We start from the raw sequence: 15503 nt of genomic DNA on the forward strand, positions 1-15503 counted from the left end.
GGCGGGTGCCTCAACCTCGAAAAAATCAGGGCGTATCAAGACTGTCGCACGCCGCGTCGGCTCCGTCCAGATTTTGGCCGGATAGGGGTTGACCGGGCGCGGGCGCGGCACGATAGTCTCTGCCAACGATATGCTTGTTCTCAGGGCAGGGTGCAATTCCCGACCGGCGGTAATCCCTCGCAAGAGGAAAGCCCGCGAGCGCCCGTCCCCCCAAGGGGCGGGGTCAGCAGATCCGGTGCGAAACCGGAGCCGACGGTACAGTCCGGATGGAAGAGAATGGGTAGACGGCTTGCCGCGCGGGGGAACCCGCGGGCCGGACCGTCCGCGTTTGCGGCTCGCCGCAAGTCTCTGAATTGCCCTGATTCAGGCTCATTGCTTACGGAGCATGTGAGAACCATGAATCAGACCGTCGTAAAGTCCTATACCCCCGAAGTCCCGTTCTGTAGCCCCGATGCCGCGGCCGACCGCGTCGCCCGCGCCGTCGCGGCGCTCAAGGCCGGGCGCGGCGTCGTCGTCACCGACGACCCGGACCGCGAAAACGAAGGCGACATGATCTTCGCCGCCCATACGTTGACCGCCGCGCAAATGGCCCTGCTCATACGCGAAGGCTCCGGCATCGTCTGCCTCGTCCTCACCGCGGAACGCTGCCGCCAACTCGGCCTGCCGCCCATGGTTGCGGACAACTCGTCCGCCTACGGCACGCCGTTCACCGTCTCCATCGAGGCGGCGAGCGGCGTCACCACCGGCGTCTCCGCCGCCGACCGCGTCGCCACGGTGAAGGCCGCCACCGACCCGGCAGCCAAACCCCAAGACCTCGCCCGCCCCGGCCACGTCTTCCCGCTGGCGGCCAACCCGCAGGGCCTCGCCGGACGCCAGGGCCATACCGAAGCCACCCTCGACCTGATGCGCCGCGCCGGGCTGCCCCCCGCGGGCGTGCTCTGCGAAGTCACCAACCCCGACGGAACCATGGCCAAAGGCGACCGCCTCACCGGCTTCGCCTATGCCCACGCCCTGCCCATAGTCTCCATTGCCGACCTGCTGAAGGTGCCGGGGTGACACCAAAACTTTGCGGAGGGACTCGGTCCCTCCGCGCCTCCCCCAACTTTTCGTTTTTGCGCGCAACGCGATAAGCCCGTGCGGTTGCCACGGGGGATGTTGCCTGCCGCTACGCGGCGAAAAATAAGTTATGGGGTCGAGGGGCCTTCCGGCCCCTCGCGGGTCCGGGCGGAGCCCGGCCTGGTTTTTGATTCCATCCCGCCCCTACGCGTCCAGGTTCACTACGTTCATCGCGTTTTCGACGATGAAGTCGCGGCGGGGTTCGACGACGTCGCCCATGAGGGTGGAGAAGATATCCTCCGCCTCGTCGGCCTGGCGGACGGTGACCTGGAGCAGGGTCCGGGCATTGGGGTCGAGCGTGGTTTCCCACAGCTGGTCGGGGTTCATTTCGCCCAGGCCTTTGTAGCGTTGGATGGTGATGCCCTTGCGGCCTGCGTCCATCACCGCGTCGGCGAGCGCCACCGGGCCGTCGATGCGGGTTTCCTTGTCCTTGCTTTTCAGCGTCGCGGGGTGGGTGAAGAAGTCCGCGAGTTCCGCCGCCACGGTGCGCAGGCGGCGCGCCTCCGGGCTTTCCAGCATGGTGGGTTCCAGGGTGACCACCTGGGGCACGCCGCGCAGGATGCGCTTGAAGGTGAGGCCGCCTTCGGCGGAGCGTTCGCCGCTCCAGCCGCGGGCGTAGGGCGGCTCCAGCGCGTCGAGCACCTGGGCGATATGGTTGGCCGCGGCCTGGGCGGTGGTCTTGTCGTCGAGCACGTGGGGTTCCAGCGCGCCCGCGATCGCCGCCTGTTCGACGATGTGCATCGGCACGGAGCGCGACAGCGGGGTGAGCAGGTGCTTGGCGGAGCGGCAGCGTTCGGTGAGGTGCTTGAGGTCGTTGGCGGCGATCTGCTGACCGTCGTGGAGGACGAGCACCGCGTCGGCGACGCCGCTGTCGGTGAGGTAGTCCTCGAGTTCGCGGTCGTCCTTGAGGTAGCGGCCCTTGGTTTCGCCGCGTTTGACCCGGTAGAGCGGCGGCTGCGCGATGTAGAGGAAGCCGCGTTCGATGAGTTCCGGCATCTGGCGGAAGAAGAAGGTGAGCAGCAGGGTGCGGATGTGCGCGCCGTCCACGTCGGCGTCGGTCATGATGATGATCTTGTGGTAGCGCGCCTTGTCGATGTCGAAGTCGTCGCGGTCGATGCCTGCGCCGATGCCGGTGCCGATGGCGGTGATCAGGGTGCCGATTTCCGCCGAGGAGAGCATCTTGTCGCGGCGCGCGCGTTCGACGTTGAGGATCTTGCCCTTGAGCGGCAGGATCGCCTGGTTGGCGCGGTCGCGGCCCTGTTTGGCGGAGCCGCCGGCGGAATCGCCCTCCACCAGGAAGAGTTCGGAGAGCGCGGGGTCGCGTTCCTGGCAGTCGGCGAGCTTGCCCGGCAGGGTGGCGACGTCGAGCGCGGTCTTGCGGCGGGTGAGGTCGCGCGCCTTGCGTGCCGCCTCGCGCGCCGCGGCGGCCTCGATCACCTTGCCGATGATCTTTTTCGCCTCGGTGGGGTGTTCCTCGAACCACTGGGTGAGCCTGTCGCCGACGATCGCCTCGATCACCGGGCGCACCTCGGAGGAGACCAGCTTGTCCTTGGTCTGCGAGGAGAACTTGGGGTCCGGCGCCTTGACCGAGAGGATGCAGGAGAGGCCCTCGCGCATGTCCTCGCCGGTGAGCGCCACTTTTTCGCGCTTGGCGATGCCGGAATCGTTGGCGTAGGCGTTGACCGAGCGGGTGAGCGCGGCGCGGAAGCCCGCGAGGTGGGTGCCGCCGTCGCGCTGCGGGATGTTGTTGGTGAAGCAGAGCGTGGAATCGTGATAGGAGTCGGTCCATTCCATGGAGACTTCCAGGACGATCCCCTCCTTCTCGCCGCTCATCGTGATCGGCGGGGAGTGCAGCGCCGTCTTGGTGCGGTCGAGGTAGCGCACGAACGCCTCGATGCCGCCCTCGTAGTGGAAGTCCACGGTGCGTTTTTCCGGCGTGCGGGCGTCGGTGAGCGACAGGTAGACCCCGGAGTTGAGGAAGGCGAGTTCGCGCAGCCGGTGTTCCAGCGTCGCGAAGTCGTAGGTGGTCATGGTGAAGGTTTCGCTCGAGGCGAGGAAGGTGATCTCGGTGCCGGTGAAGGGCCTGCCGTCGTCGCGCTTGGGCGCGGCGCCGACCTGGGCGAGCGGCGCCTCGGCGTCGCCGTGGCGGAAGCGCATGAAGTATTCGTGGCCGCCGCGCCAGACCCGCAGGTCCAGCCATTCCGACAGCGCGTTGACCACCGAGACGCCGACGCCGTGCAGGCCGCCCGAGACCTTGTAGGAGTTCTGGTCGAACTTTCCGCCCGCGTGCAGCTGGGTCATGATGACCTCGGCGGCGGAGACGCCTTCCTCCTTGTGGATGTCCACCGGGATGCCGCGGCCGTTGTCGCGCACGGTGACCGAGCCGTTGGCGTTGAGGGTGACGTCGCAGCGGTCGCAATAGCCCGCCAGCGCCTCGTCGATGGCGTTGTCCACCACCTCGTAGACCATGTGGTGCAGGCCCGAGCCGTCGTCGGTGTCGCCGATGTACATGCCGGGGCGTTTGCGCACCGCCTCCAGTCCCTTGAGGACCTTGATCGACTGGGAATCGTAGGTTTCGGTCGCAGGCATGGTGATGTCGCTCAACGGATTCAGTCCTTGGTCATCGGGGTTTCCCCCGTCACGGCGGCGGCTTCCACCGCCAGAAACTGGGCGCGGCCCTGCAAGGGCGCGAAGAGGGCCGCATCGGTGCCGGTGAGCCAGGATTGCCCCGGAAAACCGGCAAGGGTATCGAACAGCGCGGCGCGGCGTTCCGCATCCAGGTGCGCCGCCACCTCGTCCAGCAGGAGGAGCGGCGGCGCGGTGCGCCCCTGCGCCAGCACGCGGGCCTGCGCCAGCACCAGGCCGATCAGCAGCGCCTTCTGCTCGCCGGTGGAGGCCAACTGCGCCGGCATCTCCTTGCCGAGATGCGTCGCCGCGAGGTCGCTTCTGTGCGGCCCGCCGGTGGTGGCGCCCGCCGCCGCGTCGAGGCCGCGCGCGGCGCGCAGCCGGGCGCGGAAGCCGTCCTCCACCGCCAGCGCCGAGGCGCCTTCGGCGAGTTCCGCCTCCAGCGCGCCCGCCAGCGCCAGGCCGCAGCCGGGGAAGGGGCCGTGGCCCGCCGCCGCGAAGGGCGCGAGCCGCAGCACCCAGTCGCAGCGCGCCGCCGCCACCGCCACGCCCTGCGCCGCCATCACCGATTCCAGCGCCGCGAGCCAGGCATCGTCGCGGCGGCCTTCCTTCAGCAGCGTCAGGCGCTGGCGCATCGCCCGCACATAGGCCGCGGCGCGCTCCGCATGCCCGGAATCGAGCGCGTTGACCATGCGGTCGAGGAAGCGCCGCCGGTGCGATGCGCCCTCGATGAACAGGCGGTCCATCGCCGGGGTGAGCCACAGCACCGGCAGCACCCGTCCGAGATCCGCCAGGCTGCGCAGCGGCTGGCCATCCATCCGCACCATGCGCTTGCTCTCGCCGTCCTCGCCGCTCCAGCCGGTGCCCACCGCCACGCTCTGTCCGGCGCTCTCCACTTCCGCCGCCACCGCCCAGCCCGCCTGCGCGCCGTGGCGCACCGCCTCGGCCAGCCGCGCGCGGCGCAGGCCCCGGCCGGGGGTGAGGAAGGACACCGCTTCCAGAAGGTTGGTCTTGCCCGCGCCGTTCGGCCCGGTCAGCACCACCGGCGCGGCGCCGAGGTCGAGGCGCTGCCGCTCATAACAGCGGAAGTCGGTGAGGGTGAGCCGCCGCACCGCGGTGCGCGCCGCACCCGCATCTCTGGGCAGGCATGCCGAACGCTCCATCACGAGGCCCGCGCCGCCCGCCCTAGACGCGCATCGGCATCAGCACGTACACCGCGCTGGCATCCGCCACGTCGCGCACCACCGTGGGCGAGGCCGCATCGAGCATGCCGAAGCGCGCCGCGTCGCCCTCGATCTGCCCCATGATGTCCAGGAGGTAGCGGGCGTTGAAGCCGATCTCCAGCGGCGCGCCGTCGTAGGCCGCTTCCAGTTCTTCCTCGGCGCTGCCGCTTTCGGGGCTGGAGGCCGACAGCTTGACCAGGCCGTTCTGCACCTGCACCTTCACCGCGCGCGATTTCTCCGACGACACCGCGGAAACGCGGTCCACCGCCTGGCTGAACGCCTTGCAATCGACTTCCAGGACCTTGTCGTTGTCGGTGGGGATCACCCGCTCGTAGTCGGGGAAGGTGCCGTCGATCAGCTTGGACGACATCACCGCGTCGTCGAAGGCGAAGCGCACCCGCGAATCCGACAGCGACACCGAAATGTCCGCCGCGGTGTCCTCGATCAGCTTGCGCAGCTCGGTCACCGTCTTGCGCGGCAAAATCACCCCCGGCATGCCCTGCGCGCCCTCCGGCAGCGGCAACTCGACGCGCGCCAGGCGGTGGCCGTCGGTGGCCACGGCGCGCAGCACCGGCACGCCCTCGGCCGCCGACTGGTGCAAAAAGATGCCGTTGAGGTAGTAGCGCGTCTCCTCCACCGCGATGGCGAAGCGGGTGCGGTCGATCAGGCCGCGCAGGTCCGCCGCCGCGATGCGGAAGAAATGGGTCAGCGCGCCGCCGGTCATCGCCGGGAACTCGTCCACCGACAGCGCCGAGAGGGCGAACCGCGACCGTCCGGAGGTGAGCATCATCTGGCCGTCCTCGCCCGGCGTGGAGATCTCCACCACCGCGCCGTCCGGCAGCTTGCGCACGATGTCGAACAGGATGTGCGCGGGCGCCGTGGTCGCGCCGGGCTCCGCCACCTCGGCGGGCACCGTCTCGGTGATGTCGAGGTCGAGGTCCGTGGCGTTCAGGGAAAGCCCCGCATCGCCCGCCACCAGTTTGACGTTGGAAAGGATCGGAATGGTGTTGCGCCGCTCGACGACGCTTTGCACGTGTTGCAGCGATTTGAAGAGTTGCGCGCGTTCGATCGAAAGCTTCATGTCGGTGCGACTCACCCGTGATGTCGGGAAACCGGGAGCCCCCGGCCGCATCCCCGCAGCCGCCCGAACCCCCGGAATAATCCCTTGAGAACTGAGGAACAACCCCCACCAGAAGGGCCGGTCAGTATAGCACACGCACACCCCCGCCCAAGTGAAAACGCGGCGCGGTGGAGGTAAAAACCAGGCCGGGCTCTGCCCGGACCCGCAAGGGGTCGCGGACCCCTTGACCCCATGTCCCTGGTTTTTGCGCGCAGCGCCGTAAGACCGTGCGTGCGGCAAGCACAGGTTTATCCCGCTTCGCGGAAAAACAAGTCATGGGAGGCGCGGAGGGACCAAGTCCCTCCGCGAAATTTTGGTTTTTTCGGGGAGCGGGGGTCTAGTTTTCCAGCATCCGGCGCAGCAGATCGACTTCCTCGGCGAAGTCGGTGTCCTGCTGCATCAGTTCCTCGACCTTCTTCACCGCGTGCATCACCGTGGTGTGGTCGCGGCCGCCGAACTTGCGGCCGATCTCCGGCAGGGAGCGGGCGGTGAGCTGCTTCGCCAGGTACATCGCGACCTGGCGCGGGCGGGCCACGGCGCGGGCGCGGCGCGGCGAGGACATGTCGGCGATCTTGATGTTGAAGTGCTGGGCGACTTCCTTCTGGATCGCGTCGATGGTGAGGTGGCGTTCGCGCTGGCGCAGCAGGTCGTGGAGGACTTCCTGGGTGCTTTCCAGCGTGATGTCGCGGCCGATCAGCTGGGCATGGGCGACGACGCGGCGCAGCGCGCCTTCGAGCTCGCGGACGTTGGTGGTGATCTTGTGGGCGAGGAACTCCAGGACCTTCGGCGGGATGAGGACTTCGGCGGCGTCGGGGCGGGACTGTTCGGACTTGATCTGTTCGACCTTGGATTCGAGGATGCCGAGGCGGAGTTCGTAGCTGGTGGGATGGATATCCGCCACCAGGCCGCAGCCGAGGCGGGATTTCAGCCGTTCCTCGATGCCCTGGAGGTCGGTGGGCGACTTGTCGGCGGAGATGATGATCTGCTTGCCCTGGTCCATCAGGGCATTGAAGGTGTGGAAGAACTCCTCCTGGGTGGAGTCCTTGTCGCTGATGAACTGCACGTCGTCGATCATCAGCACGTCGAGGGAGCGGAGCTGTTCCTTGAAGTTCATCATGTCGTGGTAGCGCAGCGCGCGGATGAACCGGTACATGAACTTTTCCGCCGAGAGGTAGCCGACGGTGCGGCCCGGGTCGCGCTCGCGGATGTGCCAGGCGATGGCGTGCATCAGGTGGGTCTTGCCGAGGCCGACGCCGGAATAGAGGAACAGCGGGTTGAACGGCGGAATGTCGGATTCCGCGACGCGGCGCGCCGCGGCCCAGGCGAATTCGTTGGGCTTGCCGACGACGAAGGTGTCGAAGGTGAAGCGCTTGTCGAGCGGCGCGTTCATGGAGTCGCGGTCTTCCGCCGGGGCCTCCGCCACGGCGGGCAGGGAGATCACCTCCGCCGAGGCCGCCGGGTCCGGCTCCAACAGGCCGGAGGCGGCGCGCCGCACCGGCTGTACCACGAAGCTCACATCGACGGATTCGCCGCTCAGCTCCGCCCACAGTTCGCGGATGCGTTGCGCGTAGTGTTCGACCACCCAGTCGCGGATGAAGCGGGTGGGCACTCCCAGGCAGACCGCATCGCGCTGCGCCTCGACGACGCAGATCGGCTGCAGCCAGTTGCGGTAAGCGGCATCCCCGATTTCACCCCGCAACAGATCCTGAACGCGCTCCCATTGCTGTTCCATTTGCCCCACTGACTCTGCGTGTCCCGCCAGCCCATTCGCTCCGGCACCGCCCCCCGGCGTGTTTTCCGGCCTTCCTGCCGCTCCGTTGCGGCGCGGTCCCTCCACCGCGCCGCCGCAAACCGGAAGCGGGCATGGTAGGCGCGCCGGACGGGCGGCGCAACGACGTCGCCGCAGGACCGGAAAAACCCTTGACCGCCGACGGCTTGCCGCCGTGGCGTACGCCGCGGCCGGGGTCGGCGCGGCAGGGAAGACGCGGCGAATCCGCCGCACATGCAAAGGGCGGCCCGAAGCCGCCCCGCGATGGTGTCGAGCGAACCCGAGACCGGATTACATCGCCTTGATTTTCGCCGCCAGACGCGAGGTCTTGCGCGACACCGTGTTGCGGTGCATGACGCCCCGGGAGGCGCCGCGGTGCAGCTCCGGCATGGCCGCCAGGAACGCCGCCTGCGCCTCGTCCTTGTTGCCGGCCTCGATCGCGGCTTCGACCTTCTTCACGAAGGTGCGGACCCGGCTGAGGCGGTTCTTGTTGATCACGGCGCGCCGTTCGTTGCGGCGAATCCGCTTCTTGGAAGAGATGTGGTTGGCCATGACCTGAGAAAACCCGTTCGTTTCATCCAGACTCGCACACTGGCGAGAGGGGGGCTTATACGCGTCCCGCGCGCCCAGGTCAACCGCTTTGTGCCTTGTTTGCGGCGATTCCGCGCGGCGTTTTCAATCCGAGGTGATGAGGATGCGGATCACCGTGGGCGGCCCCTTGGAGACCACCTCGAAGGTCAGCGTTTCCCCGTCGCGGACGAACTTCGCCGCGGTCTTTCCGCTCCAGCCGAGCTGCGGCAGGGTTTCGGCATAGGCGGCGAGCACGGCGGCGGCGGATTGCGGCGTCTGGGCGAAGGCTTCCACCACGCGGCCCTGCGGCGTGTCGAACACCATCACCGAGTCGCGGTCCTGGGTGAGCCCGGCCAAGAGCGGCAGGTCCTCGTGCCCGGTGAGGAAGCCCGCGGCCTGCGCCGGGGCCGCCGCCGCGAGGGCGAGGCCCGCCGCGAGGAGAGCGGTTCGAATCCAGATGCGCATGCCGTGGTTCCCGTTCAGCGCTGACAGCCGGGACAATAATACGTGGAGCGGCCGGATTGCACGATGCGTTTGATGCGGTGGCGCGGATTCGCCCCGTCCGGATGCGCCGGGCAGGGTTCGCCCTCGCGGTCGTAGACGGCGAACCGCATCTGGAAATACCCCAGCGTGCCGTCGGGGCGGCGGTGGTCGCGCAGGGAGGAGCCGCCCGCTTCCACCGCTTCGGCCAGCACCGCGGCGATCGCTTCGGCAAGGCGGGCGACGCGCGCGGCGGAAAGCGACCCCGCGGCGACGGCGGGGGAGATTCCGGCGCGGTAGAGCGCCTCGCAGACGTAGATGTTGCCGAGCCCGGCGACCAGGGCCTGGTCGAGCAGCGCGGTCTTCACCGGCCCGCTGCGTCCGGAAAGGCCGGCGGCCAGCGCCGCGGCGGAAAACGCCGGGGCGAGAGGCTCCGGCCCGAGGCGGGCGAGCAGGGGGTCGGCGGCGAGGCTTCCCGGCGCGGCGTAATCGACGAAGCCGAAGCGCCGCGGGTCGCAGAAGGTGACCGCGCCGCCGTCGTCCAGGGTGAATCGCAGGTGGTGGTGCGGGCCCAGCGGGGCCTGCGGGTCGGTTTCCACATGGCCGGACATGCCGAGGTGGATCAAGACCGTGCCGCCGTCCGAAAGGTCCCACAGCAGAACCTTGCCGCGGCGGGCGAGGCCTTCGATGCGGCGGCCGACGACGCACGGACCGAAGTCCAGCGGCACGGTGCGGCGCAGGTCGCGACGGCGCACCAGAACGCCCGCGATGCGGCGGCCCGGCAGGATCGGCAGAAGCCCGCGGCGGACGGTTTCGACTTCCGGCAGTTCCGGCATGTTCGGTCCCGGCGAGGGGGATGAAAAACGCATTTTCAACATGGTGCGGCGGCGGCGCATCCGCTATGGTGCGGTCATGTCGATCGATGAAAAATCCGCCGGTCCCGGCCTCGGCCCGACCACCCATTTCGGCTTCAAGACCGTGGACACCGCCGCCAAGGCGGGCCTGGTGCGCGGCGTTTTCGACGCGGTGGCCGGCCGCTACGACCTGATGAACGACCTGATGAGCATGGGCGTGCACCGGGTGTGGAAGAGCGCGATGATCGACGCCCTGAACCCGCGCCCGGGGCGCACCTACCTCGACGTCGCGGGCGGCACCGGCGACATCGCCTTCCGCATCCGCAAGCGGGTGATGGAAAAGGGCGGCGCGGCGCGGATCATCGTTGCCGACATCAACACCGAGATGCTGCGCGTCGGCCAGGACCGCGCCATCGACCGCGGCATCGACGGCCTGGAATGGCTGTGCATCGACGCCCAGGACGTGCCCCTGCCCGACCGTTCGGTGGACGCCTACACCATCTCCTTCGGCCTGCGCAACGTCACCGACATCGCCCGCGCGCTCTCCGAGGCGCACCGCGTGCTGAAGCCGGGCGGGCGCTTCCTCTGCCTGGAGTTCTCCCGCGTCGTGCTGCCGGTGCTCGACAAGGCCTACGACGCCTATTCCTTCACCGTGCTGCCCACGCTCGGCCGTCTCATCGCCCACAATCCCGAGGCGTACCGCTATCTGGCGGAGAGCATCCGCAAGTTCCCGGCGCAGGAGGAACTGGCGCAGACGATGCGCGACGCGGGTTTCGGCAACGTTACGGTGCGCAACTATTCGGGCGGCATCGCGGCGCTGCATTCGGGCTGGCGGATCTAGGATCGCACCATGCTGCGGACCCTGCGCAACACCTCCCGTCTCATCACCATCGCGCGGGTTCTGGCGCGCCACGACGCGCTCTTCCTGCTCGACCGCCTGCCGGTCACCCGCCACATCGCGGGGATCGTCCGCCTGCTGTCCAGCCGCAGCGCCCCGGGCCGCCCGGGCGAGCGCCTCGCCCGAGCGCTGGTGGACCTCGGCCCCAGCTTCATCAAGTTCGGGCAGGCGCTGTCCACCCGCGCCGACCTGGTGGGCGACGAGGTGGCCGACGATCTCTCGGCGCTGCAGGACCGCCTCGCGCCGTTCCCCTTCGCCGAAGTGCGGGCGATCGTCGCCGAGGAGCTGGGCGCGCCGATTCCCGACCTCTTTTCCGAATTCGCCGAAACCCCGGTCGCCGCCGCCTCGGTGGCGCAGGTGCACCGCGCGGTGACCAAGGACGGCCGCACCGTGGCGGTGAAGGTGATCCGCCCCGGCGTCGAGGCCGCCTTCGACCGCGACATCGATCTGCTGTTCTGGCTCGCCGAGATCGCCGAGCGCGCCCAGCCCTCGCTGCGCCGCCTGCGCCCGGTGGACAGCGTCGAGACCTTCGAACGCACCGTCGCCATGGAGATGGACCTGCGCTTCGAGGCCGCCGCCGCCTCGGAACTCGGCGAGAACTTCATCGAGGACGAGACCTTCCGCGTGCCCGAGGTGATCTGGGCGCTCACCGGCAAGAGCGTGCTCACCACCGCGTGGATCGAGGGCATCCCGATCGACGAGCGCGGCCGCATCGCCGCCGCCGGGTTCGACCCGAAGGTGATCGCCGAGCGCGCCGCCCGCGCCTTCTTCACGATGGTCTTCTCCGACGGCTTCTTTCACGGCGACATGCACCCCGGCAATCTCTTCGTCGGCGCGGCGGGCGAGATCATCGCCGTGGACTTCGGCATCATGGGCCGCATCGACGCGCCGACGCGCCGCTATCTCGGCGAGATGCTGCTCGCCTTCCTCCGGCGGGATTACCACCGCGCCGCGGAGATGCACTTCGAGGCGGGCTACGTGCCGCAGGACCGCTCGGTCGAGCTGTTCGCCCAGGCCTGCCGCTCCATCGCCGAACCGATCTTCGACAAGCCCGCCTCGGAAATTTCGCTCGCCCGCCTGCTCTCCCAGCTGTTCAAGGTGACCGAGACCTTCGGCATGGAGGTCCAGCCGCAGCTCCTGATCCTGCAGAAGACCATGCTCACCGCCGAGGGCGTGGGCCGCAGCCTCTGCCCGGACGTCAACTTCTGGGAGCTCGCCCGCCCGCTGGTCGAGGCGTGGATGGCCGAGAACGTCTCCGCCCCGGCGCGCCTGCGCCGCACCCTGGAGGAGACGCTTTCCGCCGCCGCCACCCTGCCGCGCTTGATCGAGCGCGCCGAGCGCATCTCCACCCAGTTCACCGACGACGGACTCAAGCTCCACCCCGACACCCTCAAGGCGCTGCTCACCCGGCGCAGGACCTCGGCGGTGCAGACCTGGCTGCCCTGGGCGCTGATCGTCGCCCTGTTCGCGCTGCTGGTGGCGCGGCGGTGAAACTTCTCCGTCCGGCCCCCTTTACTTCCCGCCCGGCGTCGATTATCCACAAAAGAGGGCGGGCATCCCCGGGATTGAACACATGCTGACTGGAAAAAAGGTTTTCCTCATCATCGCGGGCGGCATCTCCGCCTATAAATGCCTGGACCTGATCCGCCGCCTGCGCGAACAGGGCGCAAGCGTGCGTTGCTGCCTCACCGAGAACGCCAAGGAATTCGTCACGCCGCTCTCCGTCGCCGCGCTTTCCCAGGGGCCGGTCTATACCGACCAGTTCTCGCTGAAGGACGAGAGCGAGATGAGCCACATCGAGCTCTCCCGCCAGTCCGACATCCTCGTCGTCGCCCCCGCCACCGCCGACGTCATGGCCAAGATGGCCGCGGGCCTGGCCGACCAGCTCGCCACCACGCTTCTGCTCGCCACCGACAAGCCGGTGCTGATCGCGCCCGCGATGAACCTGCGGATGTGGCTGCACGCCGCGACGCAAGCCAATCTCGCCACCTTGAAATCCCGCGGCATCCACGTCGTCGGCCCCAACGACGGCGCGATGGCGTGCAACGAGTTCGGTCCCGGCCGCATGGCCGAGGCGCCGGAGATCATGGCCGCCATCGACGCGGTGCTCAACCCGCGCCGCCCGCTTTCCGGCAGGCACATCGTCGTCACCAGCGGCCCCACGGTGGAGCCGATCGACCCGGTGCGCATCATCGCCAACCGTTCCTCCGGCAAGCAGGGCCACGCCATCGCCGCGGCGCTCGCCGCGCTCGGCGCGCGCGTCACCCTGGTCAGCGGCCCCACCGCGCTGCCCGATCCCGAGGGCGTCGATGTGGTGCGCATCGAGACCGCGCGCGAAATGCTCGCCGCCTGCCAGGCGGCGCTGCCCGCCGCCGCCGCGGTGTGCGCCGCCGCCGTCGCCGACTGGGGGGTCAAGGCCCCCGCCGGGCAGAAGATGAAAAAATCCCCCGGCGCGCCGCCGCCCGCGATCGAACTCATCCCCAATCCGGACATCCTCGCCACCCTCGCCGCGCCCGGCGCGGCGCGGCCCGGCCTTGTCGTCGGCTTCGCCGCCGAGACCGAAAACCTGATCGAGCACGCCCGCGAAAAACGCGCCCGCAAGGGCTGCGACTGGATTCTCGCCAACGACGTCTCCGCCGCCGCGGGCACCTTCGGCGGCGAGACCAACCGCGTCCACCTGATCACCGCCGACGCCTGCGAACCCTGGCCCGTCCTCGACAAGCGGGCGGTGGCGCAGCGTCTTGCCGACCGTATCGCCGAGGCATTGTCATGAGTATCGTCACCGTTCCCGTCGCCGTCCCCGTGCAGCGCCTGCCGCACGGCGAGGACCTGGCCCTGCCGAAATACCAGACGCCGGGCGCGGCGGGGGTGGACCTGCTCGCCGCGCTGGCCGAGCCCAGAACCCTTGCGCCGGGCGAGCGCGCCCTGGTGCCCACCGGCATCGCCATCGCCCTGCCGCCGGGCTACGAGGCTCAGGTGCGGCCGCGCTCCGGCCTTGCGCTCAAACACGGGGTGACGGTGCTCAACGCGCCGGGCACCATCGATGCCGACTACCGCGGCGAGATCGGCGTGATCCTGATCAATCTGGGGCAGGAGTCCTTCACCATCGCCCCCGGCGAGCGCATCGCCCAGATGGTGGTGGCGCCGCTGTCGCGCATCGTCTGGCAGTCCATGGGCACTGCGCTTTCCGAAACCGGGCGGGGCGCAGGGGGTTTCGGCTCCACTGGCGCCAAATAGTTCCGGCGGAGGTGCGGAGATGCTCAACCCGTCGAAGAAAACCCTGTTCGCCATCGAGGCGGTGCTCGACATCGCCTACAACGCCGGCGGCGAACCGGTGCAAAGCAGCGAGATCACCGCACGCCAGGGAATCCCCCGGCGCTACCTGGAACAGACCCTCCAGGCCCTGGTGCGCGCCAATATCCTTATCGGCGTGCGCGGGCCGCGCGGCGGCTACCGCCTGGCGCGGGAGCGCCGCCGCATTTCCGTGGGCGACATCGTGCGCGTCGTCCAGGCGGGAGAGGCCGCCGCCTCCCCCGGGGCCGACCTGCCGAATTCCGAAATCGGCGCCAAGGTGATCCAACCGATGTGGGGGGACCTCCAGGCCTCCCTGATGGCCCGCCTCGACGAACTCAGCATCGATGCCCTGTGCCAGAGCGCCAGCGAACAAGGCGTGCCCTGCACCGCCCGCGAACGCCTGAGCTACGAAATCTGAAGGAGCCGCCATGACCCAGCCTCCGCCCTCCGCCGCCTTCCGCGGCCGCATCTACGACGACGTGCTCGCCACCATCGGCGCGACGCCCTTGGTGCGCTTCTCCCGCCTCGCCGCCGAAAACGGCGTCGGTGCGGAAATTCTCGCCAAACTCGAATTCTTCAACCCCCTCGCCTCGGTCAAGGACCGCATCGGCCTGGCGATGATCGCCGACGCCGAATCCCGCGGCGAAATCGACAAGGACACCGTCCTCATCGAGCCGACCTCCGGCAACACCGGCATCGCGCTCGCCTTCGTCTGCGCCGCCAAGGGCTACCAGCTCGTCCTCACCATGCCGGAAAGCATGTCGGCGGAACGCCGCAAGATGCTCGCCCTGCTCGGCGCGCGCCTCGAACTCACCCCCGCCGCCAAGGGAATGAAGGGCGCCATCGCCCGCGCCGAGGAACTCGCCAAGGAGCTTCCCAAGGCGAAAATCCTCCAGCAGTTCGCCAACCCCGCCAATCCGGCGGCGCACCGCGCCACCACGGCGGAGGAAATCTGGGCCGATACCGCGGGCGAGGTGGATATCCTCGTCGCCGGGGTCGGCACCGGCGGCACGCTGACCGGCATCGGCGCGGCGCTGAAGGAAAAGAAACCCGGCGTCCGCATCGTCGCGGTGGAGCCGGAGGACAGCCCCGTGCTCTCCGGCGGCGCGCCCGGCGCGCACGGCATCCAGGGCATCGGCGCGGGCTTCGTCCCCGAAGTCCTCGATGCCTCGCTGATCGACGAAGTGGTGCAGATCGCCACCGCCACCGCGCTGGCCACCGCGCGCGCCGCCGCGCGCAGCGAAGGCGCGCCGGTCGGCATCTCCTCCGGCGCGGCGCTCGCCGCCGCCATCGAACTCGGCAAACGCCCGGAAAACGCAGGCAAGAAAATCGTCGTGATCATCCCCTCGTTCGCCGAACGCTACCTCTCCACCGCGCTGTTCGACGGCCTGTGAGGGAAAAATAAAACTTCGCGGAGGGACTCGGTCCCTCCGCACCTCCCCTAAGCTTTGGTTTTTGCGCGTGGCGCGATAGAGCCATCACGCGGCGCGACAATCGATAGCCGCTTCGCGGCGGAAAACTTATGGGGTCTGGGGACCGAGTCCCCAGCGGGGTC

14 protein-coding genes and 1 riboswitch are annotated in these 15503 nt (G+C 69.1%); of the genes, 7 read left to right on the top strand and 7 right to left on the bottom strand.

The features are described 5' to 3' along the window. The first annotated feature begins 132 nt into the window (after positions 1–132). Positions 133–282, top strand: a riboswitch (FMN riboswitch). Between the two features lie 114 nt (positions 283–396). Next, positions 397–1056: a 3,4-dihydroxy-2-butanone-4-phosphate synthase gene (gene ribB / locus O7R11_RS05185; RefSeq protein WP_337996429.1), complete on the top strand. Its 660-nt coding sequence runs from the start codon at positions 397–399 to the stop codon at positions 1054–1056. A gap of 204 nt (positions 1057–1260) precedes the next feature. On the opposite strand, the gene gyrB is transcribed toward ribB, so the two are convergent. The 7 genes from gyrB to mutM all read right to left on the bottom strand — a co-directional run bounded on the left by gyrB (position 1261) and on the right by mutM (position 9738). After that, entirely contained in the window at positions 1261–3705 is a 2445-nt protein-coding gene (gene gyrB, locus O7R11_RS05190; protein ID WP_337996547.1) for a DNA topoisomerase (ATP-hydrolyzing) subunit B, read from the bottom strand. A gap of 20 nt (positions 3706–3725) precedes the next feature. Next, positions 3726–4904 (bottom strand): DNA replication/repair protein RecF, encoded by a 1179-nt coding sequence (gene recF / locus O7R11_RS05195; protein WP_337996548.1) that lies wholly within the window; start codon positions 4902–4904, stop codon positions 3726–3728. A gap of 22 nt (positions 4905–4926) precedes the next feature. Further along, positions 4927–6045 (bottom strand): DNA polymerase III subunit beta, encoded by a 1119-nt coding sequence (gene dnaN, locus O7R11_RS05200; RefSeq protein ID WP_337996430.1) that lies wholly within the window; start codon positions 6043–6045, stop codon positions 4927–4929. 376 nt (positions 6046–6421) lie between these two features. Further along, entirely contained in the window at positions 6422–7816 is a 1395-nt protein-coding gene (gene dnaA, locus O7R11_RS05205) for a chromosomal replication initiator protein DnaA (protein ID WP_337996431.1), read from the bottom strand. Between the two features lie 327 nt (positions 7817–8143). After that, the gene (gene rpsT / locus O7R11_RS05210) at positions 8144–8404 is read right to left on the bottom strand and encodes a 30S ribosomal protein S20 (RefSeq protein ID WP_337996432.1); all 261 of its coding nucleotides are present in this window, start codon (positions 8402–8404) and stop codon (positions 8144–8146) included. 123 nt (positions 8405–8527) lie between these two features. Further along, positions 8528–8887: a hypothetical protein gene (locus O7R11_RS05215; RefSeq protein ID WP_337996433.1), complete on the bottom strand. Its 360-nt coding sequence runs from the start codon at positions 8885–8887 to the stop codon at positions 8528–8530. 14 nt (positions 8888–8901) lie between these two features. Beyond that, entirely contained in the window at positions 8902–9738 is an 837-nt protein-coding gene (mutM, locus tag O7R11_RS05220; protein WP_337996434.1) for a bifunctional DNA-formamidopyrimidine glycosylase/DNA-(apurinic or apyrimidinic site) lyase, read from the bottom strand. 76 nt (positions 9739–9814) lie between these two features. Between mutM and ubiE the strand changes: the two genes are divergently transcribed. From ubiE to cysK, 6 genes are all read left to right on the top strand, one after another. After that, a complete protein-coding gene (ubiE, locus tag O7R11_RS05225) occupies positions 9815–10597 on the top strand; it encodes a bifunctional demethylmenaquinone methyltransferase/2-methoxy-6-polyprenyl-1,4-benzoquinol methylase UbiE (RefSeq protein WP_337996435.1) in 783 nt (260 codons plus the stop codon). Between the two features lie 9 nt (positions 10598–10606). Further along, positions 10607–12145: a 2-polyprenylphenol 6-hydroxylase gene (gene ubiB / locus O7R11_RS05230; RefSeq protein ID WP_337996436.1), complete on the top strand. Its 1539-nt coding sequence runs from the start codon at positions 10607–10609 to the stop codon at positions 12143–12145. 82 nt (positions 12146–12227) lie between these two features. Next, positions 12228–13427, top strand: coding sequence for a bifunctional phosphopantothenoylcysteine decarboxylase/phosphopantothenate--cysteine ligase CoaBC (gene coaBC, locus O7R11_RS05235; protein ID WP_337996437.1), 1200 nt, complete (start codon positions 12228–12230; stop codon positions 13425–13427). After that, entirely contained in the window at positions 13424–13891 is a 468-nt protein-coding gene (gene dut, locus O7R11_RS05240; RefSeq protein WP_337996438.1) for a dUTP diphosphatase, read from the top strand. Before coaBC ends, dut begins: the two co-directional genes overlap by 4 nt. Positions 13892–13910: 19 nt before the next feature. Next, entirely contained in the window at positions 13911–14366 is a 456-nt protein-coding gene (locus O7R11_RS05245) for an RrF2 family transcriptional regulator (protein ID WP_337996439.1), read from the top strand. A 10-nt stretch (positions 14367–14376) separates the two neighbouring features. Further along, positions 14377–15342: a cysteine synthase A gene (cysK, locus tag O7R11_RS05250; protein WP_337996440.1), complete on the top strand. Its 966-nt coding sequence runs from the start codon at positions 14377–14379 to the stop codon at positions 15340–15342. The last annotated feature ends 161 nt before the right edge of the window (positions 15343–15503 follow it).

It is taken from the genome of Oleispirillum naphthae, from assembly GCA_027864655.1.
Taxonomy (GTDB): Bacteria; Pseudomonadota; Alphaproteobacteria; order Rhodospirillales; family Rhodospirillaceae; genus Oleispirillum; species Oleispirillum naphthae.